We start from the raw sequence: 23,597 nt of genomic DNA, 5'->3' as shown, positions 1-23,597 counted from the left end.
GCTTGCTAGCCGTATCAAGTCGTGAAGAGTTTTTCGACCATTTCTCTAATAGTGATGTGACGAATCGCCAACAACAGTCGCCACTCACCTGCCAGCGTTGCAATGATCTCGGGGTGCGTCGCACCGAGCGCACCGTTCTCCTTTTGTACGAGTGCGAGTAGCGCGTCGACTTGTGCCGGGATCTTCCGGAGCAACTCGTCGATTTGGCGAGAAGCAGTCGCCCGGTGAATTCCCAACTCTTCGCCAGCGCCCTCAAGTAACGTTCGACTAAAGTCGACGTATCGTTTCGCGCCACGGACATCCGACGTGAACTCAGACAGATCCGGCCAGCGAGGCTTTTCCGCGAAGCTCTTCGTGTCATATACCGCGTCGCACAGCAGGTCATAGAAGGGCGACAGCGCAACGCCGTTGTCATCCACGAGGAAGCTCAGGTTTTTCAGGTGAGAGTCACCATTACCAACAACCACGCAAAAGACCAGCCAACGGAAGATTCGCAGCCTTGCGGGCGCCGGCGCGCGGCAACCCTCAGCGAGCTGTGAGAGCGCTTCCAAGGACCAACCCACATATTTGCGTGTCGGCGCGAGATTCAGCATTTGGCAGCCGTCAATCGCGTGTTGGCGAAAAATGGAACCATCCTTATCCACCCGGTCGAACCGCTCGACCAGGTAAATGGGAGCGGGGGACGTAGCGGCGAGTCACTTTGGGGACGTCCAATCCTACGAGACCTGCGAGTGTCATGATGAACCACTCGTTTGCCACTGAATGGGGGAAATCTGCTGCCTCGGGGTGATCTGGCTTCAGAATGTGGGTTGAAACAGCCCCACCGCTGGGCTCGTAAAGTAGCCCGTCTCGCAACACAACTGGAAGCTTGTGCTGCGTCCCGGCCAGCGACATTTTCTTGGGAGCATCGTGCGTCAGCGGAATTTTGGGAAGGTTGAGGATCCGCTGATTCAACTCTTCATCTCCGAGGAGACGAAGCGTGGCCTCCTTATCTTGCTGACCGTATAGGTCAGGGGCGGATAGGGTGACTGAACCGGCAGATTCGCGCCCATAGTACGCAAGAAGCGCAAAAGCGTCGCTCACGTCAGGGAGCTTTGCGTCGCTGGCGAGCAACTCGCGCACTTTCTCTTCGGGCAGCAAATTATCGAAATACCACTGGCACGGGCGCGTGGTGGCACCGTCCACCTGCTTCGCAGCTTCAAGGGGAAGGTGCGGGCTCAGCGCAAACCGATTGCCGTTGGCAAGCCAATCGGAATGGTATTCGAACGCCCAAATATTCTGATTCTCGTGCAGCGTACCGATCAGTTGATGATCGATCGAGGCGAGCAAGGTTCGTTCGGTCATTTGTCGGTCGCTTTCTTGAGACGCTTCTTATGATCAGGTCCTTCGTGACTTTGCAGAAGCTGTTGTGCACGCTTGAGCGTCATCCCCGCGCGCGAATTTTTTGGGGGCTGGGTTGCCAGGAGGCGCTCAGCAGCGTGAAGAACCAATGCCGCTTTCGCGGTGGACGCCTTGTCGGCAGAACCTTTCGAGGACGTCGTGGTACTTGCGGCCTTCTTCCCGGGCTCGCTCGCGATCAAACGCTCCGCAGTTCGGAAGTCGCGCGCCGCAGCTCGATGCAGCGCGTTTTGGGACTGAATCCTTAACAGTTCTTCGCTCGCGTCAGGGATGTCAAACGTCACTGTCACGCCCAGCCCCTCCAATATCTGGAAGAGCTTTCCCCATTGGACGGATTCCGCGCCGCCCTCAGCCTTGTTAATGAATGACAGACTCACGCCAACGCTGCCGGCAGCGTCATCCTGACGAAGGCACTGCCCCTTGCGAGCCGCTCGAATGACGCCTCCAATATCGGAGGCCTTCTTGATCGTGTAGCGCATACGAATTCCTGCCGTTCAGAACGATGGCTTTACTGTGCGAACGCAAAGTATTGTACAGATCAGGTGCGTTGGCTGTAGAAACTATGCGATCAGCGAGTTTTTTGGTAAATCCGCCCTATCGACCCGGAAAACTGTGCGATTGGCGAATTTTTGCGCGTAATCAGGTGCCGTGGGTGATGAAAATGTGCGGTCACAGAGTTTTATCGTGCGGTGAGCCAAAACATCGAGCGAGGCGGCACGGGCAAGCCGGTGGTACACGGCGGCAATACATTCGCTGTAAGTTGCTGAGAGTTTGTGTTCTATACGGCACTTATTTCCGAATCGCGCCACAATTTCATTAGATTTGTGGCGCGATTGGGGAATCGCGCCACAATCGCGCCACTCCCTTCAACGAACGTCCCTGCCCATCGCAGAAATTCTTGAGCCACGGTGATAGCGGCCGTGGCATTTGCTTCGGTCCAAGCCGTTATTTAACTGACCCAAGGCCCGCCGCGAGGCGGGTTCTTTCTATGCGCTACACATCCCCTTCCCCCTCCGATCTTCATCGCCTGAAATCCGAACTGGACCGTACCGGCGAGGAAATGGCGGAGCTCTTCGGCGTGGCTGGCGGCCAGCAATGGCGCAAGTACACCGGCGGCGCCCAGCCGCGCGAGATGGCCCCGCAGATGCTGTTCTTCGGCGCGGCGCGTCTTGCGCTCTCAGATGAGGAACTGAAGCGCGTGCTGGACCGTATGCGCGAGATCGGCGCCGAGATCGATCTGACGGCCGAACAGGCCGAATCGTAATTTGACAACCTACCTAGGAGCCAATACGCGGCGCCCGTTCAGGGAAACCCTCTGCCGCTGCCAATAGTGCCGACCAGTAACGTCGACGCAAGTAGTTCGCGCAGGCAAGCGATGATGGCTAGCGCCGGCCACACTTTGTTCCAAAGATCTTTCACACTTCCCCCGCCTGCAATACAACGTTGCGCGTGGCCTTCGCGAAATCGTTGCGCCCCGCCAGACGACGCCCTCAGGGGAATGGGCGCGCATCAAGGCCGAATTCGGGCATTGTGGCGTCTACTGTGGCAGTGCGGCGTCGGATTCGAACAGGGGTGTCGTTCCCGACCACCTGATCCCGGTCACCCAATTCGGCGAATTGGTTGCCGGCAACACGGTTCCCGCCTGCCAAACCTGCAACGACTCGCGCGGTGACCGCGCCTGGCGGGATTTCTTGCGTGCTAGCTTTCCCGATAAGGCACAGGCTCGAATTGAAAAGCTCGAAGCCCATCTCGTTGCCCATCCCTATGAAGCGATTTCGCCCGCGACAGCGCTTTCTCCCGACAGGATTATGCGCCTGGTCGTCGCGTCGCTCTCACCGACGATCTGCGCGAATTCCGCACGAGTGAGTGGGCGGAGCGACGCCACCATCTCAAGCGCAAGCATCGTCTTTTCGTGCTTGATAACGGATTTCTCAGAGCCCATGGACCAAGGGTTCATTTCCAGATGCAGCAGCCCCAAAAACGCCTAGTTGGAGGGATAAATGTAGGGTCTTGTGTAGGGTTCCATGTAGGGTCGTAAATAACCGAAAATCCTTATCCTGCCTAGCTTTTAGCGAAAGAGCTGTACAGATTAATGTAGGGAAGATTGTAGGGATGCATGTAGCCATCGAAAAGCAGCCGACGCGTTACGATTACATCACATGAACACTTCGTCGACTTGCTCGTGGGCCGCTATGGGGCGCGGCGAAGGTGGCGCGAGCGGGGACGCTTACAGACGACGGCAGCCGAACAAGACGCATTGGACTGGCGAAACTGCCGACACCGAAGATCTTACTTACCCGTTCTTTTCGTTCAGCCAGACATCACCCGTGATGAGTGTGAACCTTTGAACCGGGAAGCCGAACGAGGCTAAATACTGAGGACGCCCCGCAAACGTCTCTCGGATCTGCCATTCCAATCTGCCTTCGAGAATTCTTCGCCATCGTGCTCAAAGAATACATACTTGTCGATTTCTTCTGGAAAGCTGAATAGGAATGGCTGGAGTGCTCTACCGTGCGAGGCATTGCTCACCGACAAATAGTTGTAGCCGAACGCCGTGCCGCCAGGCACAGTGGGGCGATGCTCATCGTGCCTGACCAAACATCCGGACCATGGGCACGACTTTCGGCAGCCGATGCCAAGTCGGCCCAGCGGGGCTCCACGCCGATGGCCCTTTCGCCCCCCGGAGCGCTCGCGAGCACAAGGGGGCATGGAGGCGCCTCGGGAGGATAGACAACGCCGCCGTACCGGCGGCTCTTGTACAGGCCGCGGGGTTAGAACTTCTTCACGCCGGCCTTCGCAATGGCTGCCGCACTCCCCAACCGTTCAACGCCCCAGCAAGTTTCGAGCAACTTTCGCGCCTGCGCCGCGGGAATTACGCCATCGGCGAGACTGAGGAATTTCGCTTCCAGTTGCTTATCGCTCATCGGGACCTCAAGGCTGCCAATCGCGTGCTGGATGTACTTCTGCAACTTGCGGCCGTCCTTCAACGTGATCGTCATGTCAACCTGCTCCGGCTTGATCGCGGGATCAATGGTGGCGACGACACGGTCTCGCAACGCAATCACATTCGAATCGCGCACGGCGCGGTCGCTGTATTGCCTTTCACCGGCTGCGCCTTCGATGATAGCTACAGCAACAGAGTGGTAGACGCTGAACTTTCCCTCCAGACCGATCTGCGGCGTCTTCTTGCCGGTCAGCTCAATCACCAACGGATGAACCTTCAGATTGATACTTTCGATCTGGTCGGCGGTTAAGTGGTTCTCATTGCGAAGCTGAATTGCCGCGTCAATAGCCGGATGAATAACGATTCCACACGCGAACGGCTTGTAGGTATTGAGCGCAGCTTCGTACCGTTGACCCAAACCCTCCGTGATCTCCCGGTAGTCCTGCTTGGTGCTGATCGCGTTGGCCCATCCGCGTTTGGCCTCGATCATGCCCTCGGAGCTGGTGTAGTCCTTGGACGCCAGGATCGCCGCGAAAAGACCATTGCTGGCGGCGCGACCTGGGTTGAAGCTCTTGTTCATCGAGCCGAAAGACTCTCTCAGCCCCACTGGCTGCGACGCGGCCAAACCCAACGCCCACACCATCTGCTGTTCACTCAAACCAAGGATCTTCCCGGCTGCGGCTGCAGCACCAAAAACGCCTGCTGTGCCGGTAATGTGCCAGCCGACATCGTAGTGGTTCGGATAGACGGCATTGCCAATACGACATTCAGTTTCCACGCCAAGCACCAGCGCGTTCAGGAAATCCTTGCCCGAGATCGGGCGATACTCGGAAAGCGCGAGGATGGCCGATACAACCGGTCCAGCAGGGTGGATGATTGTCTTAAGGTGAGTGTCGTCGAAGTCGAAGATATGGCTGCTGACACCATTGATGAACGCCGCGTTCATGATATCGAACCGCTCCGTTCGCCCCAGCAGGCCCGCCTGGCGCGGGCCAGAGAAGGGCTTCAGGGCAGCAACAGCGCGGTCGACAGTTTCGTGATGAGAGCCGCCGACCGCGACGCCGACCCAGTTCAGCAGGGTGCGCGTACCTTCTTTTCGCACATTGGCGGGTAGGTCTTCGTAACGCGCAGCGACAAGATATCGCGCCAGCGTCTTGGTAACGCCGGTTGCCGCCTTGGAGGTGGCGGCAACCCCTTCTTCCGTCGCCGTGGCAACTGTGGAGAGTGCGGACGTGGCGGTTGCGACTGATACGACGGCACCTGCCTTCAGAAAGCTGCGACGATCAAATTGGCTCATGGAATCAGAACAGAATGAGTTAGCGGAATGGCTACCCGTGCCGATTGTCCTGCCTCGGGCAGGACGCATCAGCCGGGTAAATGTTTCGTCAATCGACTTTGACGTTCAGGTCCTTCACGACACCTGCCCATTTGTTCAGTTCGGCGTTGATGAACCGACTGAGTTCCGCGGGGGTGCTTCCAGTTGGCGTCGCACCTTCGCCATTAAACCGCTGGAGCAGCTTCGGTGACGCCAGCGCCCGGGTTACGGCCTTGTTCAGCGTGTCGATCACCGGCTGGGGAGTACCCTTAGGTGCCAGAAGCGCATTCCAGGTATTGATCTCGAAGCCGCCGAAACCCTGCACTTCACGCATGGCGGGGACACCAGGCAATTGAGCGGAGCGCTCTTTAGTGGTCACCGCCATGGCGTGCAGCCGGCCAGCCTTCACCTGCTGCAACGCGCCGGGCAGCGTGGCGAAGCTGAGTTGGGTCTCCCCGGCGATCACCGACGTATTGGCCAGCGCCCCACCGCGATAGGGCACATGGACCAACTTCACGTTGGCATTCTGCGCGAACATGGCGCCGGCCAAATGCACGGGGGATCCGTTACCGCTGGATGCGTAGTTCAGTTCTCCGGCCTTCTGCTTCGCAAGCGCCACCAGATCCGGCACGGTCTTCGCCGGAAGGTTCGCATTCGTAATCAGCACCAGCGGAATGGAGGCCACCATACTGACCGGCGCAAATCCATTGACCGGGTCGTAACCGAGCGCCTTTTTATAGAGCGCGGGATTGATGCCGTGACTCGACACCGTCGCCATAAAGAGCGTGTAGCCATCGGGGGAAGACTGCTGCACATAGGCGGCCGCAGAGTTGCCAGCGGCACCGGGCTTGTTGTCGACGATCACTGGCTGCTTCAGTTCACCGGCCAGTTGCTCGGCCAGTGACCGGGCCAGAATGTCGGTGGTTCCTCCCGCTGCGTAACCCACTACGATCCGAATGGGTTGCTGGGGGTACTGCGCGAGCGCCTGCCCCATGAGGGCCAGGCCCGCGACCGCCGTCATCGCGACGAGCATTCGCTTCTTGTTCATACTTGTCTCCTGAATCTTTTTATGACGCCACGTCATTGCATGGCGTTTTACCGGAATGCTGGAATTGCGAAGGTATGCCTACTTGCCTGTGAAGGCCGGGCTACGCTTCTCCGCGAAAGCTTTCTTGCCTTCGCGATAATCATTACTGGCGAAGCACTGCATGACGAGCTGCTGCATGCCCGCGATATCGACCTGCGGTCCGAGTTGCTGCAGCTGGCGAATCATGCGTTTTCCGGCGCGCAGCGTCAGGGGCGCGTTGGCGGCGATCTGGTCGAGACGGATCTGGAGCGCGGCGTCGAGGCCGGCAGCATCCGCTTGATCGGTCACGTAATGAATCAGCCCAAGCGCCTTAGCATCGGAAGCCGCATAGCGATTGGCCGTCAGAAAGATCTCGAGCGCATTGGCTGCGCCCACGGTACTGACTAGATTGCGGATGGCGGTGAGCCGGTAGCCCAGCCCGAGCTTGCCGGCCGGAATCGCAAAAGTGCTGTCGGCCGACGCAATCCGGATATCGCAGCACAGTGCGATGTTGAGGCCGCCACCGATGCAGTAGCCCTTGATCCTGGCGAGAGTTGGCTTGGCGTAGTCATAGAGCGCCAGTTGGGCCGTCTCGGCCACTTGTTCGTAGGCCACGACCGCTTCGTCGCCGGAGCGCAGGTTGTCAAACTGGGAGATATTGGCCCCGCTCACAAAAGCGCGCTCTCCGGCGCCAGTGAGCACAACCGATCGAATCTCGTCGTCCTGCTCGAACGCGGCAAGGGCTTTTGGAAGTGCCGCCCACATGTCGAACGAAATGGCATTGTGGCGACCTGGATCGTTAAAGGTAATCCAGCCTGTGTTGCCCCGCTTTTCTACGAGCAGGGTATCGGTAATTTCACCTTCGAGTATGCGTGTCGTGGTCATGATTTCTCTCTGGCCCTCGGGCCCTATGTCTTTCAATGCCGTTGGTTAGGTGCAACCGCATTGCCGCGCGTGCCTTCTCAGCATCGCCTGCGGCGATGGCATCGAATATCGCGTGATGTTCCTTCTCGATCTCCGAAATACGCGAGGTTCCGGTCGAGGTTGCTCGCAACGTGCGCACAGAGTCGTGCAACACGTGGCTCAGGTGCGCCATCAGTCGGACAAAATACGGATTGTTGGTCGCATTACCCACCGCGAGGTGGAAGTCGAGTGCGGTGTCCGCGCCCTTCTCCCAGTCACCACCCGCCGCATCCACCTTCACCAGAGCCATCCGCAGCACTTCGAGCTGCTCGGCCGTGCGAAACCGTGCCGCCAGCGCCGCCGCTCCGGATTCGATCTCGACCCGCAACTGGAACACGTGCTCAAGCGCGTCCTTCTCCATCAGCTCGTCGGTGACGATCTCAAAGTTGCGCTGCCCGATACCATGCGCGACGAACGAGCCCGTACCGCGCCGGGTCTCCACGTAGCCCGACAGCTTCAGCCGAGCAATGGCTTCGCGCACGACATTGCGGCTCACCTCGAACGCCGTGGCCAGTTCGTGTTCCGTCGGCAGGCGCTGCCCATGCGTCAGCGTGCCGTTCAGGATCCGTTGGCGAATCTGGTGCGCGATCTCGTCCGGCAGGTTGTCCGGCCTGCGCAGGCTCGTGAATCCGCGGGTTTCGCTGTCGAGTTGGTCTTTCATAAGAATCTCCGTCATGTCTGCAGCCCCGCATCCGGGGCGATCACGGCGGATATCTTAATGCCCAATCAGATCACCCCCTGCGCGGCGAGGGCTTCGATCCGGGCCGCATCCAGGCCGAGCATCGAGCGATAGACGTCCTGGTTGTGCTCTCCGCTCTCTGGCGCCGGTGCCAGTTTCCCAAGCGCCGTGCGGCTCAGAATGACAGGCTGGCCAACGACGGAGATTGGGCCCAGGCTGGGGTGATCGACAGGCTGGCGCATGCGCAAATGTTCCACTTGCGGGTCTGCAAAGGTCTCGTCCATGTTGAGAATGGGGCCGCATGGGACGCCTTCCCGGTTCATGCGGCTGATCCAGTCGTCTGTGGTCCGGGTACGGGTCCGTTCGGCAATCGCGGTGTTCAGCGCCGGACGATTGCGGGCACGCAGGGGCACCGTCTTGAAGCGCTCATCTGTCACCAGATCGGGCGACTCCAGCACATTGCAAAGCCGTGCGAAGATGTCATTTCCCATAGCGGCGATGTTCATGAATCCATCCTGCGTCGGGAACACGCCGGTTGGGGCGCTGGTCGGGTGATCATTGCCGCTCTGACCTGGCACCTCACGGTTCATCAGCCAGCGCATGGCCTGAAAGTCCATCATCCAAACCTGCGACTGCAGAAGCGAAGTCTGCACCCACTGCCCCTCGCCCGACACTTCGCGCTCCAGCAATGCCACCATCAGGCCGATCGCGCAGAACAGGCCCGCGGTCAGGTCCGCCACGGGAATCCCCGCCCGCATGGGTCCGCGTCCGGGTTCGCCGGTGACGGACATCATGCCCGAGATGCCTTGGGCGATCTGGTCCAGGCCCGGTCGGTCGTGGTACGGGCCATCCTGGCCGAAACCTGAGACGCTGCCATAAACGATGCGAGGATTGACCTTGCGCAGCGATTCATAGTCGATACCCAGCTTGAACTTCACCGATGGCCGGTAGTTCTCCACTACGACGTCGGCCTTGCGCACCAGGTCGAGGAATAGCGCACGTCCCTCCGGATGCTTGAGGTTGAGCGTAATGCTCTGCTTGTTGCGGTGGGTGTTCTGGTAGTCAGCGACCTGCGCAGAGCCGCCCGGCCTGTCATCGGGTGCGAGTCCCGGCTCTTCGATCTTGATGACCGTCGCGCCCCAGTCTGCAAACTGGCGCACAGCGGCGGGACCAGAACGTACGCGTGTGAGGTCAAGCACGGTGAATCGAGAAAGCGGACCACGTTCCACAATTGTCTCCAATGTTTTTAGTCGGCCCCACATACAAGTGGGATGTTGGACATCCTATATATAAAAAACGGACGGATCAACCCGGGGGTAAACCCGTCGCATGCCGCGATCAGCCTATAATTCGTAGCTACAAATATTCCTTACCTCGCTGAATATTCGTAGCTACAATTAGATGCATGGAGATGACCGCTGCGACTACTCCGAAGTGCGCGAGATCCGGTTCGGGGTCATCGGTGGTCGCCTGTACTGTGTGGTGTTTCCAGCGCGGCGAAGCAATGCACATCATCAGCCTGCGCGAGGCAAACAAACGTGAGGTGGCCGACTATGTCGAGCAAACCTAAGATCGTTATGCCGACGGACGAGGAAGACGCGGCAATCAATCGCGGCATCGCGGAAGATCCGGACACCTTCGAGGTATCAGCCGAACAGATGCGCGCCATGCAGCCGCTCGCCAAACGAGGCCGGGGCCGGCCCAGGCTCGCCAGCACGAAGGAACTGGTCAGCATCCGCTATGATGCAGATGTACTGGATGCGTTTCGCTCGAGCGGCGATGGCTGGCAGACCAGGATGAACGATGCGTTGAAGGATTGGCTGACGACGCATCGGCCATGAGAGAGCGCAGCGACGACAGCGCCTGACGTCGCTGCGGCTACAACTGCGCGCACGCACACACAAATTCTTGAGCAGGGCGTTCACTCCGCTCAGTAATCAAATCTATCGCTGTTTGATCTGCGTGGATAAGATGGCTGCTTAATCCGTATGTGTGGAGAAGTCCTGCCGAGTGCGTTCGTCGGCGGCGACGTGACGCTCGTCGCGAGGCGCGACCGTCCATTCGTTTCGTAAGCCGTACCTACACAGCAACTCTCGCGCCCTGTTGAACCATCCCATGGTTAGGGAAGGCAGGCATCTTCTGGACGCCCTCAATATAGCTTCCGTTTTTCCCACGCACCCGCCGCCTTCGGGCTACCAGACTGCATGGGAGCCCTAGTGGCACTCAGCGACAACCCAACTGGCGCGAGAGGCGCTGCCCGGCAGCTTTCAATGCTTCTGGGACAGGCCCTGTCCATTCGGGATCCAGACGTTCACTAGGACATGTTGTGGACAATGCCATCACCATCTCACCAGTCGCATCGAACACGGGCACGCTGAAAGCATTGACGGTTACCTTGTGACGCACGGATGGCGCGGCACCGACCGCACGTGCCACGCCGCGTGCACGTGCTTCAGTGAGTCGTTCAGCGAACGCCTCGCGGTCGTCTGCCCCCAGTTCACGCCGCAAGGCTTCCTCAACAAACTCGGGACGCTGGAAAGCCGCAAATGCCATCCCCGTAGCAGATTGCGTGAGACTCACGACGACGCCTGTTTGCAAATAGGGGCTGACAGGCGCGGTCGACGGCTCCCATCGCACAATGGTTGGCCCCAAATTTCCCCATACGGCGAGGCCTACTGTGCGTTGGCCAATTTGCTCGCAGATCTCTGGCAGCGCCGCGCCGGCCAGGCGCACGGCGTCAAGGCCCGGCAAGCCCGAAGACTGACTGGTTGCGCCGGCCAGTTCACCGAGGTCGTGGGCAAAGGTGACCATGTAGCGACCATCACCAAAAGCCAACGGCCGATGCGCCGAGCGTCCCATCCGCTCTACACGCCCGAGGTACACCACATGATCTCCACCCGGATACGCAGCCACCTTTTCACATTCCAGCCAGGCGGCAGCGCCATCGATAATAGGAACCCCGCCTAAGCCGGACGTCACGGCGATGTCCCGAAATTTGTCGTCACCGGATTTAGCAAACTGGTTCGACACGTGGATCTGGTGCTCAGCCAGTATGTTGACGACAAATCGATCTGCATCTCGAAATGCCGGGTAACTGCTTGATGTCAGCGACTGGCTCCACAAGATGAGCGGTGGGTCCAGCGATACGGAGTTAAAAGAGTTGGCGGTCACGCCAAACGACTTGTTGGTGCCGTCCACTGTAGTGACTACGGTCACGCCTGTCGTGAAGGCGCCGAGCGTCCGACGCAACTCGCGGCGGTCAATTTGGTTCATGGCAGGTCCTTTCAAAGCGCAGGAACAACAGCCTGGGTGTTGGCTGGCGCGGCGGCGACCCGGCGGAACGCCACCAGCTGGGCGATGGAGATCATCGTCAAACGGTGCTTTGCTGCAAATCGAATCAAGTCAGCTCGACGTGCCATGCTGCCGTCATCGTTGACGACCTCGCACAGGACTCCGCCAATGCCTCGACCCGCCATTTGCACGAGGTCCTGAGCCGCCTCCGTGTGACCGGGGCGTTCAAGGACGCCCCCTGGTCGACTCCGCAGTGGGAAAACATGGCCCGGCCGCGCAAAATCCGTGGGGCCGCTCGATGGATCAGCCATGGCACGAATAGTCGCCGTGCGATCCGCGGCTGAGATGCCCGTGGTGATGCCCGCGCAGGCATCTACACTGACGGTAAAGGCCGTACGATACGATTCGGTGTTCGCCTCGACCATCAGTGGCAGCGCCAAACGATCCAACACGCTGCCTGGCATCGACACACAGACGACGCCGCTGGTATGACGGACCATGAAAGCCATGGCGGCGGGCGTCATCGCGCTCGCGGCCATGATGAGGTCCCCTTCGTTCTCGCGGTCCTCATCGTCGATGACGACAACAAACTCGCCACGCGCAATAGCCGCGATGGCGACTTCGACACTATCGAGGTCCTGTGCGACGGTCGCCGGAACGATGTGCGACGTCTGTATCTGCATGGCCTCCATGGCCTGTCTCCCTTGTGTTTGACAGGCCAAGTCTAGATTCGCCACGGGGCCGGGCACAAATTGCAGAGGTGAATGGATCTATATCGAACCGTAATAAATAGGCCGGCACCGTTACGGCGGACAGTCAGTCCTGTGCTTCGAGTTGTGTCTTGAAGTTCTGCCGCAAAAACGCCTGAAAGTTTTGGGCCGCAGCGCTCAAATCCGCCTTGCGTAACACCACGCTACCGTAGCGGCGCGACGCCTCCAGGTCGGTGACCGTCACCGTCACACGCGTTCGCTTCGCATTGTTCTGTACCATGGAACGCGGCAAGAACGTGATGCAGTGCCCCGCATCGATCATGCCGAGCAACGTTGGCAGGGTTGCGACGGTAGCCGCCTTTGCAGGATCGAAATCAACGCCACGCTTGCGAAAAGCCTCGGCCAACTGCAGGCGCAACGTCTCGTAGCGGTCCAGGAACATGAGGCGATGGGGCACTAGCTTTTCCAGGGTGACCGTCTTCACGCTGGCCAACGGATGCTTTGCCGGCACAACCAGGAGCATCTTTTCCTCGGCAAGTGACTGGAACTTCAGTCCACGCGGCGTGCCATCCAGCGCCGTCACGCCGATATCGGCTTGCCCTTCCACAACACTGCGAATGACCCGTTCGTAGGGCAGGTCACGCAAGACAATCTGCAGGTCAGGATATCGCTCCGCATAGGTATGGATAAGGCGGGGCAAGACCGTTGCCGACAACATGGGCGTGGCAGCCACCACTACGCGGTTTCGCTCGGTCTCCGAGACCACGTTGAAGCGTTTGAGCACATCACGCAATCCACTGACCGCTTGCTCTGCCGCCTCGCTAAGCAGCAACCCTTCCTTCGTCGGTTCCATGGAGCGCGTCGTGCGCTGCAGCAATTTCACACGGAGCTTGTCTTCCAGCCGACGGATTCGGTTCGTCACCGCTGGCTGCGAAAGATGCAACTTCTGTGCAGCGACGCTAAAGCTGCGTTCGCGCACGACCCAAAGGAAAGTCTCCAGCTCAGCAAGGTCGAGACGGGTCAGCGAGGGGCGGTCGGTCGATTTATTCATGGTCGTTATAAAACTATCACACCCGGGAAATTGTGCCCATCAGGATCGACGCCAATACTGCGCTCTCGACACGTTGTGTTTTTCGACAGAGAGAAGAGACCGAACATGAGCAAAACGCCTCGACAAATGGCCCTCGTCGCCTTCCTGCAAGCCCAGAACTGCTCCAACTATGTGGGCTCGTGGCGGCATCCTTCCAGTATGACCGACTACCTGTCGCCCGAGTACTACCAGCGCATTGCGCGCACGCTCGAAGATGGAAAATTCGACATGGCGTTCTTCGATGACCGCCTGGCCATGCCCGACATCTACGGCGCAAGCCATCGTGACACGGTGAAATACGGCGTGCGCGCAGTCAAGCTCGAACCCACATCGGTGCTGATGGCCATGGCGATGGTGACCTCCAAGCTAGGCCTGGGCGCCACGTACTCGACGACCTATTACGAGCCGTTTCATGTCGCTCGCCTCTTTGCCACGCTTGACCTGATGACCAAGGGGCGCGTGGCCTGGAACGTGGTGACGTCGATGAACGACTCTGAGGCCGCGAACTTCGGGCACGAAGAGCATCTGGAGCATGACCTGCGCTACGACCGTGCTGACGAGTTCATGGAAGTTGTGATGGGTCATTGGGACACGTGGCGAGAAGGGGCGATGCATCCGAACAAGGAGACAGGCCTGTTCGCGGATCCCGACATGGTCCGTCGGCTCGACCACGCCGGGCAGTTTTTCCAATCACGCGGCCCACTCACCGTACCTCGATCGGCGCAAGGCCATCCTGTCATTCTGCAAGCCGGCCAAAGCGGCCGGGGCCTCGCCTTCGCGGCGCGCTGGGCCGAAGTCGTCTTCGCCAAATATCCAACGCTGGAAAACGGCAAAAAGCAGTATCAGTCGCTGAAAGACGGCGTGGCAAACGCCGGGCGGGATCCCGACTCGCTCAAGGTCGCTCCGGAACTGAAGATTATCGTGGCAGATAGTGAAAGTCAGGCGCAGGAGCAGCGCGAACTCATCGCCAGCCTGTCTCGCCCCATCGACGGCCTGACCATGATTGGCGAGACGCTCAATATCGATTTCTCCGGCCGACCCTACGATCAACCGTTCACTGACGAGGAACTCGCGGCAGTGTCCTGGCAAAGTCTGCGCGACAAGGTCGTGCAGGTGAGTGGCAAGCGCAATCCTTCGGTGAAGGACTTCGTTGAAGCGTCGGGCCGCGGCACGCTTAACGATGGCCCCGTGTTCTGTGGCACTGGCGTACAGGTCGCCGACCAGATGGAGGAGTGGTTCAAGACGGCGTGCGATGGCTTTGTGCTGTCGGCCACGTCAGTGCCGGGCACTTACGAGGACATCGTGCGCCTGGTGATTCCAGAACTGCAAAAGCGTGGCCTGTTCCGCAAAGAGTACGGCGAAAGCACGCTGCGCGGGAATTTGGGGATGGCGCGCCCAGGCGCCGGCGACTGGCGTCGCGTTGCAGCCTGAGCGGGAGTCATCATGACGCAAACTGTACGCATGATGTCCGCCAGTGGCATTCTCGGCTATGGATTTCCCGAAAGCTCGTTGCAAGCCGCGCTGGCGTTGAAACCGCACATGATTGGTGTTGACGGCGGCAGCTCAGACCCCGGCCCCCACTACCTTGGGTCTGGCAAGACGCTGAACTCGCGCCTTGCCATGAAACGGGATCTCTCGCTGCTGCTGCGTGGGGCCATCGCCAACGGCATTCCCATGATGGTCGGCACTTGCGGCGGGGCTGGCGGCGAGCCGCATCTCCAGGCTTGCGCTGAGATCATTCGCGAAATTGCCGCCGAGCACGATCTGCATTTCAAGATGGCGCTGATTCACGCCGAGCAGGACAAACCATTCCTGCTCGAGCAGTTAGCCGCCGGCCGCATCAAACCGATTGGCGGTGCGCCGGACTTACATGCCTCCGAACTAGAGCAGGCAGTGCGCGTCGTCGGGATGATGGGTCCCGAACCGTATCGACAAGCGCTTGCCGCCGGAGCACAGGTCATTCTTGGCGGGCGCGGCACTGACCCGGCACCGTGGGTGGCATTGGCCATGCATCACGGGTTGCCCGAAGCCCCCGCATGGTACGCGGGAAAAATCCTCGAATGCGCATGCAATGCCGCCATCCCCAAGAAGCACGACTGCCTGATGGTGACCGTCGGCCCAGACTTTGTCGAAACCGAGCCCCTCAATCCGGAGTTGCGCTGCACGCCGCTATCCGTCGCCGTGCAGGCACTGCACGAGAACGCAAGCCCGATCACCCGATACGAACCCGGCGGCATTGTCGACTCGAGTGACTGCCGTATCGAAGCATTGACGGACCGACGGGTGCGTATCAGCGGCATGCGTTGGCTGGCACGCCCCTACTCCATCAAGCTCGAAGGCGTCCGTCATGCCGGCTACAGCGCGATCGCCTTGGCCGCCACCCGTGATCCTGGGTTGATTGGCCAAATCGACAGCTTCATGTCCAGCGTACGCACCGCGACGGCCACCAAGGTCGCCGCGCTCGGCATCGGTCCCGATGACTATCGGCTGGTCCTTCGCCAGTACGGCCGCAACGGAGTAATGGGTGCGTGGGAGCCCGAACAAAGCGCCGCGCCCGTGGAGGTCAGCATCATCGCTGAAGTGGTGGCACGCACGCAGGACATTGCCAACGCGGCGCTGTCGCTGGCACGCGTCACGCTGCTCCACTCCGATTTTCCGGGTCGCATGTGCCGCGAGGGAAATATGGCCTTCCCGTTCTCCCCGTCCGACATCGAGCGAGGCCCCATCTACGAATTCATGCTGCAGCACGTGCTGGAAATCAACGATCCGCTGCGCATGTTCCCCGTCGAATACGAGCAGGTCTAATCCGCGCCGCCACCAGGAAACTCCAAGCATGGTCAAACTCAAGGACATCGCCAAGGCGTGCAAGAGCAAGAACGCCGGGCCATTTCACGTGACGCTGGACATCATGTTCGACAACGCTGCGCTGTTCGAGCAGGTTCGCAGCACCGGCGTCATCACGCCGGATCTCATCGCCAGCCTATACCAGGTGGATGTCGGGCAGGTCCTGTTCACCGAATACCCGCCTGCCTTGGCGTGGAAGGCCACGCTGCCGCGCCGGATTCCGTCCGGCGCAGTGGGCGACACCGACGTCTATGGTGCCCAGCAGCACGCACCCCTGCTCGATATCGAAATTCCTATTACGCCACCGGCCTGAGCGTTCCACATATCTCGTGCGCCCCCGCTCAAATACAACACAACGAGGAGACATTATGAAAACCGCAACGATCAAGCGCCTGCTGCCCGCCGTACTGCTGCTTCCTTGCCTGGCCCAAGCCCAGGAAACCCTCAAAATCGGTGCGCTGGTGACCCTTTCTGGGGCCGGTGCCGCCTGGGGCCAAGCACTGCTCTATGGCGCGGAACTGGCCGCCGATGACGTCAACGCCAAGGGCGGCCTGGACGTGGGCGGCAAGCGCTACAAGGTGCAGGTCATCCCTTACGACGACAAGTACCAGTCCAGTGATGCCGTGACCGCGGCCAATCGTCTGATCTCCGAGGACAAGGTCAAATACATCATCGGCCCGATGGGCTCGGCACCCGCACTGGCCGTGGCGCCCCTGACCGAGCGCAACAAGGTCATCATCATGACGCTGGGCTTCACCGCCAAGGCGCTCAGCCCGGAGAAGCCTTACTCGTTCCGCCCCAATCTGACCACCGAGGAAACGTCGTATCCGTCCATCGTCTGGCTCGTCAAGAACCTGAAGCTCAAGAAGGTCGGGGCGCTGTTCCCGAACGACGAGTCAGGGCAGCAAATCTCGCGCGATCTCGAGAACGCCTACGCCAAGGCGGGCGCATCGCTGTCGGCCAAGGAGTTCTTCGAACGGCAGCGCGTTGACATGGTTCCGTTGTTGACGCGAATGATCGCGTCCGGCATCGACGCCATCGAGCTTGACGGTAACTCACCGCAAACCGCCGGCCTGATCGTTCGCCAGGCGCGCGAACTGGGCTTCAAAGGGCCGATCGTGCGAAACGGCGGTCCGGCCACGCCTGAAATCGTCGCCGTCGCCGGAAAGCCAGCGACGGAGGGCATGCTGGTCAGCTCCCTCACCGATCCTGACAACAAGGCGGTTTCCAACTACGCCCAACGCTACAGCGAAAAGTACAAGAAGAACATGAACGGCTTCAGCCCCGCGTTCTACGACGGCACGAATATGCTTTTCGCCGCCATGCAGAAGGCCGGAACGGTGACCGATTCTGAGCGCGTACGCAAGGAACTCGAGAGTATCAAGAATTACCCGGGTATCCAGGGCACGCTGAACTGGGGCGGCAAAGCCAAGTACGGCATCGACCACCAAATCGAATCGCCATTCTTCATCTCGGAGGTAAAAGACGGCAGGGAAGTGGTCCGTGCCCGATGCAATGTCAACGCCTGTGAAACGGATGCACGGTGAACGCCATGGATACAACGAGCCTTGTTGCGCAGGCACTGGTCAATGGCGTCATCATCGGATTGCTTTACCTACTCATGGCCATTGGCTTCACATTGGTGTTCGGTGTCATGCGCATTGTCAACTTTGCGCATGGTGAGTTCTACATGTTCGGAGCGTTCTTTGCCTACGTGCTCGTCGCGAACTGGCACCTGCCTTTCATCGCGGCCGTTGGCATTGCCTTCGTGCTAGCCGTCCTTCTGGGGTGGCTCGTCGAGGAGCTGGTACTGAAGCCATTCCGAAACGATGAACTCAACGGCATGATTGCAACAATCGGCCTGGGCATGATTCTTCAGGCTGTGGCGCTCATGATCTACGGCCCGGACCCACAGTTCATGCCGTCCGTCGCTGACGGCAATGTATCGATCGGTGCCGTCACGCTACCCATGTCGCGCCTGTACGTGGTCGGGTTTTCAGTCGTCGTGCTTCTCGCGCTCTATCTGTTCCTGGGGCATTCCCGTACCGGTCGCGCGCTGCGGGCGGTGGTGCAGGACACGGAAATCGCCACAGCGCAGGGGGTGCGTGCGCGCCTGATTTACCCGTTGGGCTTCGGCATCGGTGTGGGATTGGCCGCAGTAGCCGGCGCACTGATGGCACCGTTGTTCTCCGTCTCACCTTTTATCGGTGCCACACCGCTACTCAAGGCATTCATCGTCGTGATCCTGGGTGGGCTTGGCAGTATCCCCGGCGCGGCGCTGGCGAGCCTCCTGCTCGGCGTGACCGAGAGCGCGGCCAGCACCTTCCTCAGCAACAGCATTGCCGAGATCCTGATTTTCGCGCTCGTCATGGCGATGCTTGTGATCCGACCCACAGGCCTTCTGGGCCGCGCGGAGGCCTGACATGAATGACAGCAAAAGCATCCTTTCCCCATCCATGCCAAAACCTGCCCTGCAGCGCCCCGGGACCGGCACCCTACTGCGGGCGGCAGGCATGATCGCCCTGGCGCTTGCGCCTCTGGTGGCAGGGGACCCCTTCACCATCCATTTGGCCATTCTCGTCTGCATCAATGCCATCGTCGTCAGCGGCTTGACGATCCTTTCGCGGGCTGGGCAAGTTTCGCTGTGCCATGGGGCCTTTGTCGGGATCGGCGCCTACGTTGCCGTCTTTACCGGCATGGGCGCCAATCTACCGTTCCCCGTCGCGGTGGTCGCCGCAATGATGGCGGGCGGCGTCTGCGCGTTCCTGCTGGGCGCCATCATGCTCCGGCTATCCGGCGTCTACTTCGTACTCGTGACCTTTGCGTTCGGGGAGCTCGTCCGGCTTGGACTATTGGAATGGGACACGGTCACGGGTGGCGCAAATGGTATCGCCGGCATTCCCGCTGCGACCCTCCTAGGCTATTCACTCGAGGACAAGCCTGCGTTCTACGCCGTGGTGGCACTGGTGACGGTTGGCGTGACAGCGCTGCTGGCCATCTTGCTGCGTTCCCCTGCTGGCCAGGCCGTCGACACCGTTGGCGAGAATCCCGCGTTAGCGGAATCCAGTGGCGTCAGCGTTCGCGGCACGCAATTGTTTGCCTTCACGGCCAGCGGCGTCCTGGCCGGGCTTGGTGGCGCACTCACCGCCTACTACCTGGGCTATATCTCGCCAGAATCGTTCAGCCTTCATCTGTCTACCGCGGTGATCATCATGATGGTGGTCGGGGGGCGCAAGGCCCTGCTGGGGCCGCTCGTCGGCGCGCTTGTCATGACGCCGCTGCCGGAGTTGTTCCGAGGCGCCGTGCAGACGCAGACGATCTTTTACGGCGTCGCGCTGATTCTTATGCTGCGATTTCTCCCTCAGGGACTCGCCAGCCTCCCCATTTCGCTTGCCTCGACCCTGGGGAGATCCCGGAGGAATGCGCCATGACACCCCTCTTGCAAGTACGTAATCTCTCCAAGAACTTCGGCGGGCTAAAGGCCGTATCGAATTTGAGCTTCGATGTCAGCGCGCAAGAAGTCGTGGGATTGATCGGCCCCAATGGGGCAGGCAAGAGCACCGCCTTTAACCTCATCAGCGGCACTATCGCGCCGAGTGCCGGCAACGTGCTCTTGCACGATCGCGATATCACCGGCCTCCCCCCAAGCCGTATTGTCCGGCACGGCCTCGCCCGTACTTTCCAATCAGCGTCGGTGTACCCGTCGGCGACGGTCGCCGAAAATATCCATCGTGGCGCACTGTCAACGCTGCCAGGTACGATTTGGACCCACATGGTGACCACTACTGACCGGCGCGCGGCGTTGGCGCGCATCGCTCGGGAAGTGGATGACGTCTTGGAGTTGACGGGACTCGGTCCGTGGCGCGACACACTGGCAGGAGGCCTCGCGTATGGCCACCAGAAGAAACTTGGCGTAGCAATCGGCATCGCGACGCGCCCCGCCATCTTACTGCTCGACGAACCGGCCGCTGGCCTCAATGGCGAAGAGTGCATGGAATTTGGCCGCTTGTTGCGCCGCCTGCAGCGTGAACGTGAAGTGTCTCTACTGCTAGTCGAGCACCACATGGCCCTCGTCATGGAGTTGTGTCAGCGCATTGTGGTGCTGGTGCAGGGCCAGAAGATCGCTGAGGGCACGCCCGACGCCATTCGGCAAGACGCAGCCGTTATCGAAGCCTATCTGGGAGCCCCCGACTATGCCCATGCTTGAAGGCCAGAAGATTGCCGTGCATTACGGTCCGCTTGAAGCCGTGCATGACGTCTCGTTCACCGTGGGCGATGGTCAGATCGTCGCGCTCGTGGGCGCCAACGGTGCCGGCAAGTCCACCACGTTGAAGGCCATGATGGGCCTGAAGACATTGTCCCGCGGTACATTGTGCTGGGATGGGGAGAGCATCGCCGCCCTGCCCCCCGCCGCGCGCGTGTCGCGTGGCATTGCGCTGTCTCCGGAGGGCCGACGGCTCTTTCCCCGCATGTCCGTGCTGGAGAACCTGCAAATTGGCGCACACACAGTGCGCAATGCAGCCGCTCGCCGACGGACGCTTGACCAGGTCTACACCTTGTTCCCGCGCGTAGCCGAACGGCGCCGACAGATGGCCGGCTCACTTTCTGGCGGCGAACAGCAGATGGTGGCGATTGGTCGCGCGCTGATGGCCCAACCAAAGCTCCTGTTGCTCGATGAGCCCTCGCTGGGCCTGGCCCCCAAGATCATCGCCGAGATCGCCCACGCCATCGAAGGGCTCAATCGCGACACCGGACTGTCAATCGTCCTGGTTGAGCAGAACGCCCGGCTAGCGCTTCGTCTGTCTCACCGTGCCTATGTATTGGAGCAAGGCGCCGTCGTACGAACCGGCACCGGCCAGGAACTCCTGGCAGACGACTTTGTTCAACAGGCCTACCTTGGCGCCGCACCCACTCATGGAGTTCACGCAACATGACCACCACTGTCTCGTCCAACAACTCCGCGGCTACCAGCCTTCCGCAGTACGAGGTTTACGCGGTGCGCTTCGCCACGATGCAGCGACGCACTGCCGAGAATTTCATTTTCCGTGATGAGCATGATGGCGTTGTTGACATGGATTTTTTTGTCTGGCTGGTACGACATGGCAAGACAACGATCCTGGTGGACACTGGATTTGGCGAACGCAGTGCACAGCACCGCAAGCGCCCGCTTGACGTCTGCCCGATCGAAGCCCTTCGCCATCTGGATGTCCAGCCGGAAGACGTGCATGATGTCGTGCTGACCCATTTGCACTGGGATCATGCAGGAAATCTCGACAAGCTCCCCAACGCCGTTTTCCATATACAGGACGACGAAGCTGCCTATGCTACTGGCCGCTGCATGTGCGAGCCGTCGCTACGGCGGGCCTTTGCGGTGGAAGACGTCTGCGACTTTGTGCACCGCGTCTATGACGAACGCGTGTGCTTCCATGACGGTGACGATTCGCTGGCGCCCGGCGTGGAACTCATTCGCGTCGGCGGCCATACCAAGGGCTTGCAGGCTGTACGTGTACACACGGCGCGCGGCTGGGTCGTACTGGCCTCCGATGCGGCGCATTACTATGCCAATCTGACCCGCAGAATTCCTTTCCCTGTGGTGGTCGACGTCGCCGGCATGCTTGAAGGCCACAAGCGTCTCGTGAAGGCAGCGAGTTCACCCGACCACTTTATTCCTGGGCACGATCCGCTGGTACTCAAGCGCTATCCACTTGTGGAGAGTGTCCCGATCGCCATCGCCCAATTGCATTGCGAACCGACTCCTGCCGGCGTGCAGGACTGAGCCGAAATCACAAAAAACCATGGAACATACTGCACGTCTTCATCCGCCGTCCGCTAATCTTGCACGAGGACTGGCTCGCTTCACGCGCCAGCTATCACCGGCCACGCTGCCAGACGATGTGTGGCGCAAGTCTACCCACCAGATCCTTGACGCCATTGGCCTTGCCTTTGCTTCTCGCCACTTCGCGTTTGCCGCCCCCGCGCTCGCTGGCATTGCCGCGGCGGGCGCACCAGGAGAAGGTACCGTTATTGGTGGCGGCGATCGCCTGCAACCACGCGATGCGGCGCTCGCTAACGGTTACCTGATCCACGGCCTGGACTTCGACGACACCCATCCTGGCAGCATCGTCCATCCGACGGTCGCCTGCTTGCCCACAGCGCTGGCGATTGCAGAGGCCACCAACGCGACGTGGGGGGATTTGATCGCCGCGTATGCAGCCGGCATGGAGACCGCCATCCGGCTGGGACGTGCCGTCAAGGGCGGATTCCACCATGGAGGCTTTCATGCGACCGGCCTCGTCTCGCATTTCAGCAGCGCGGTCATCGCGGGCAAGCTACTAGGGCTCTCTGAAGACCAACTGGTATCGGCGCAGGGGATTGCCGCGAGCACGTCCGCCGGCGTTCAGGTGTTTCTCGAAAACGGCGCCTGGACCAAGCGTATGCACCCCGGCTGGGGCGCACTGGCCGGTATCACGGCCGCGCAGATGGCGCGCGCCGGCTTCCACGGTCCGGACCGTCCCTATGAAGGCAAGTTTGGGTTGTTCGATACCCATATGCAGGAACGTGCCGGTGAGGTCGATACGGAATCTGTCATTCAGGACCTTGGCAAGCAATGGACCTTGATGGATACCGCCATCAAGCCATTCCCGGTCTGCCATTTTATCCACGGGTGTGCGGAGGCCGCCCTCAGCCTGCGGGCGCAGGTAACCGATCTGCGCAAGATCGAAGCCATTGTTTGCGAGTTACCTGCACCGACCTTGCCAATTGTGGCCGAGCCGGCCGCTACCAAGAAGGTGCCGCGCTCTGACTACGAGGCGAAGTTCAGTGTCCAGTTCGTGGTGGCCGCCTGCCTGGTACGGGGCCGCTTTACACTGGCAGAGCTCGACGATGCAAGCCTCGCTGATCCGGAGATCCTTGCCGTCGCCGACAAGGTGCAGTGCATCGTGGAACGCGACACGGCATTTCCGAAGTACTTCTCGGGTACCGTCAGCATTCGACTTGGGAACGATAGGACCGAACGCCGCAGCGTACCGGTCAATCTCGGCAGCGGCGAACGCGCGCTGAACCTGGAAGCCATCGTCGAAAAATTCCGCGCCAATGCGGCGCTGACACTGCCCAAGGCCGAAGTCCAAGCGACGCTGGAAACGCTGCTGTCTGCAGGTCAGGAAACGCTGGTGCGCGACGTGGCACGCGTGCTCGGCCGCCGCTAAGTACTTGTCGAAGAACCGGGCGTGGCAGGCCTGGCGCCGCCACGCCAAGTATTCCCGGATTGACAGATCAACTCGCACTCCCGCCAAATGAG

Annotated in this window: 22 protein-coding genes and 1 pseudogene; 13 read left to right on the top strand and 10 right to left on the bottom strand. The window is 60.3% G+C overall.

The window, feature by feature from the left end; translation table 11 throughout:
• Window positions 1–14 precede the first annotated feature (14 nt).
• Both CYJ10_RS21585 and CYJ10_RS35255 read right to left on the bottom strand, forming a co-directional pair.
• Window positions 15–1,344 (bottom strand): annotated as a pseudogene (locus CYJ10_RS21585) (HipA domain-containing protein).
• Window positions 1,341–1,877 carry a helix-turn-helix domain-containing protein gene (locus CYJ10_RS35255; protein WP_101683498.1) on the bottom strand — a complete coding sequence of 179 codons (537 nt, stop codon included), beginning with the start codon at window positions 1,875–1,877 and terminating at the stop codon, window positions 1,341–1,343. Before CYJ10_RS35255 ends, CYJ10_RS21585 begins: the two are co-directional and overlap by 4 nt.
• 509 nt (window positions 1,878–2,386) lie before the next feature.
• On the opposite strand from CYJ10_RS35255, the gene CYJ10_RS21575 reads away from it, so the two are divergent.
• Together CYJ10_RS21575 and CYJ10_RS35250 are read left to right on the top strand one after the other, a co-directional pair.
• Window positions 2,387–2,662: a hypothetical protein gene (locus CYJ10_RS21575; RefSeq protein ID WP_101683497.1), complete on the top strand. Its 276-nt coding sequence runs from the start codon at window positions 2,387–2,389 to the stop codon at window positions 2,660–2,662.
• A 166-nt stretch (window positions 2,663–2,828) separates the two neighbouring features.
• Window positions 2,829–3,386: an HNH endonuclease gene (locus CYJ10_RS35250; RefSeq protein ID WP_146002096.1), complete on the top strand. Its 558-nt coding sequence runs from the start codon at window positions 2,829–2,831 to the stop codon at window positions 3,384–3,386.
• A gap of 783 nt (window positions 3,387–4,169) precedes the next feature.
• Here CYJ10_RS35250 and CYJ10_RS21560 read toward each other — a convergent pair.
• From CYJ10_RS21560 to CYJ10_RS21540, 5 genes are all read right to left on the bottom strand, one after another.
• Window positions 4,170–5,639, bottom strand: coding sequence for an MmgE/PrpD family protein (locus CYJ10_RS21560; protein WP_101683494.1), 1,470 nt, complete (start codon window positions 5,637–5,639; stop codon window positions 4,170–4,172).
• An 88-nt stretch (window positions 5,640–5,727) separates the two neighbouring features.
• Window positions 5,728–6,705, bottom strand: a complete 978-nt coding sequence (locus CYJ10_RS21555; protein WP_101683493.1) for a Bug family tripartite tricarboxylate transporter substrate binding protein — start codon at window positions 6,703–6,705, stop codon at window positions 5,728–5,730.
• A gap of 78 nt (window positions 6,706–6,783) precedes the next feature.
• On the bottom strand, window positions 6,784–7,608 hold the full coding sequence (locus tag CYJ10_RS21550; RefSeq protein WP_101683492.1) for an enoyl-CoA hydratase: 825 nt from the start codon (window positions 7,606–7,608) through the stop codon (window positions 6,784–6,786).
• On the bottom strand, window positions 7,580–8,347 hold the full coding sequence (locus CYJ10_RS21545; RefSeq protein WP_101683585.1) for a FadR/GntR family transcriptional regulator: 768 nt from the start codon (window positions 8,345–8,347) through the stop codon (window positions 7,580–7,582). The genes CYJ10_RS21550 and CYJ10_RS21545 overlap by 29 nt, the downstream gene beginning before the upstream one ends.
• Window positions 8,348–8,412: 65 nt before the next feature.
• Entirely contained in the window at window positions 8,413–9,594 is a 1,182-nt protein-coding gene (locus tag CYJ10_RS21540) for a CaiB/BaiF CoA transferase family protein (protein ID WP_101683491.1), read from the bottom strand.
• A 324-nt stretch (window positions 9,595–9,918) separates the two neighbouring features.
• On the opposite strand from CYJ10_RS21540, the gene CYJ10_RS21530 reads away from it, so the two are divergent.
• Window positions 9,919–10,206: a BrnA antitoxin family protein gene (locus CYJ10_RS21530; protein WP_101683490.1), complete on the top strand. Its 288-nt coding sequence runs from the start codon at window positions 9,919–9,921 to the stop codon at window positions 10,204–10,206.
• Between the two features lie 382 nt (window positions 10,207–10,588).
• Here CYJ10_RS21530 and CYJ10_RS21525 read toward each other — a convergent pair whose 3' ends face one another.
• The 3 genes from CYJ10_RS21525 to CYJ10_RS21515 form a co-directional block, all read right to left on the bottom strand.
• Window positions 10,589–11,638, bottom strand: coding sequence for a flavin reductase (locus CYJ10_RS21525; RefSeq protein ID WP_101683489.1), 1,050 nt, complete (start codon window positions 11,636–11,638; stop codon window positions 10,589–10,591).
• An 11-nt stretch (window positions 11,639–11,649) separates the two neighbouring features.
• On the bottom strand, window positions 11,650–12,348 hold the full coding sequence (gene ribB / locus CYJ10_RS21520) for a 3,4-dihydroxy-2-butanone-4-phosphate synthase (protein ID WP_257993448.1): 699 nt from the start codon (window positions 12,346–12,348) through the stop codon (window positions 11,650–11,652).
• 124 nt (window positions 12,349–12,472) lie between these two features.
• Complete coding sequence (locus CYJ10_RS21515) at window positions 12,473–13,417, bottom strand: LysR family transcriptional regulator (RefSeq protein WP_101683488.1); 945 nt, start codon at window positions 13,415–13,417, stop codon at window positions 12,473–12,475.
• A gap of 105 nt (window positions 13,418–13,522) precedes the next feature.
• On the opposite strand from CYJ10_RS21515, the gene CYJ10_RS21510 reads away from it, so the two are divergent.
• Genes CYJ10_RS21510 through CYJ10_RS21465 form a run of 10 tightly spaced genes read left to right on the top strand, consistent with a single transcriptional unit; the run spans window position 13,523 to window position 23,505 of the window.
• Window positions 13,523–14,887, top strand: a complete 1,365-nt coding sequence (locus tag CYJ10_RS21510) for an LLM class flavin-dependent oxidoreductase (RefSeq protein ID WP_101683487.1) — start codon at window positions 13,523–13,525, stop codon at window positions 14,885–14,887.
• Window positions 14,888–14,899: 12 nt separating this feature from the next.
• Window positions 14,900–16,261 (top strand): acyclic terpene utilization AtuA family protein, encoded by a 1,362-nt coding sequence (locus CYJ10_RS21505; protein WP_101683486.1) that lies wholly within the window; start codon window positions 14,900–14,902, stop codon window positions 16,259–16,261.
• A 28-nt stretch (window positions 16,262–16,289) separates the two neighbouring features.
• Complete coding sequence (locus tag CYJ10_RS21500; protein WP_101683485.1) at window positions 16,290–16,613, top strand: DUF4387 domain-containing protein; 324 nt, start codon at window positions 16,290–16,292, stop codon at window positions 16,611–16,613.
• Between the two features lie 55 nt (window positions 16,614–16,668).
• Window positions 16,669–17,847 (top strand): ABC transporter substrate-binding protein, encoded by a 1,179-nt coding sequence (locus CYJ10_RS21495; protein ID WP_180863011.1) that lies wholly within the window; start codon window positions 16,669–16,671, stop codon window positions 17,845–17,847.
• A 5-nt stretch (window positions 17,848–17,852) separates the two neighbouring features.
• On the top strand, window positions 17,853–18,722 hold the full coding sequence (locus tag CYJ10_RS21490; protein WP_101683583.1) for a branched-chain amino acid ABC transporter permease: 870 nt from the start codon (window positions 17,853–17,855) through the stop codon (window positions 18,720–18,722).
• A 1-nt stretch (window position 18,723) separates the two neighbouring features.
• The gene (locus tag CYJ10_RS21485; protein WP_101683484.1) at window positions 18,724–19,731 is read left to right on the top strand and encodes a branched-chain amino acid ABC transporter permease; all 1,008 of its coding nucleotides are present in this window, start codon (window positions 18,724–18,726) and stop codon (window positions 19,729–19,731) included.
• Window positions 19,728–20,507 (top strand): ABC transporter ATP-binding protein, encoded by a 780-nt coding sequence (locus CYJ10_RS21480; protein WP_101683483.1) that lies wholly within the window; start codon window positions 19,728–19,730, stop codon window positions 20,505–20,507. The genes CYJ10_RS21485 and CYJ10_RS21480 overlap by 4 nt, the downstream gene beginning before the upstream one ends.
• Complete coding sequence (locus tag CYJ10_RS21475) at window positions 20,494–21,234, top strand: ABC transporter ATP-binding protein (RefSeq protein ID WP_101683482.1); 741 nt, start codon at window positions 20,494–20,496, stop codon at window positions 21,232–21,234. The genes CYJ10_RS21480 and CYJ10_RS21475 overlap by 14 nt, the downstream gene beginning before the upstream one ends.
• Window positions 21,231–22,076 (top strand): N-acyl homoserine lactonase family protein, encoded by an 846-nt coding sequence (locus CYJ10_RS21470; protein ID WP_101683481.1) that lies wholly within the window; start codon window positions 21,231–21,233, stop codon window positions 22,074–22,076. Before CYJ10_RS21475 ends, CYJ10_RS21470 begins: the two co-directional genes overlap by 4 nt.
• Window positions 22,077–22,095: 19 nt before the next feature.
• Complete coding sequence (locus CYJ10_RS21465; RefSeq protein WP_101683480.1) at window positions 22,096–23,505, top strand: MmgE/PrpD family protein; 1,410 nt, start codon at window positions 22,096–22,098, stop codon at window positions 23,503–23,505.
• The last annotated feature ends 92 nt before the right edge of the window (window positions 23,506–23,597 follow it).

Origin of the sequence: Cupriavidus pauculus, from assembly GCF_002858765.1 — a bacterium.
Lineage (GTDB): Bacteria > Pseudomonadota > Gammaproteobacteria > Burkholderiales > Burkholderiaceae > Cupriavidus > Cupriavidus pauculus_B.
The sequence above is the reverse complement of the archived record's forward strand: the minus strand, read 5'-3'. Positions and strand labels throughout refer to the sequence as shown.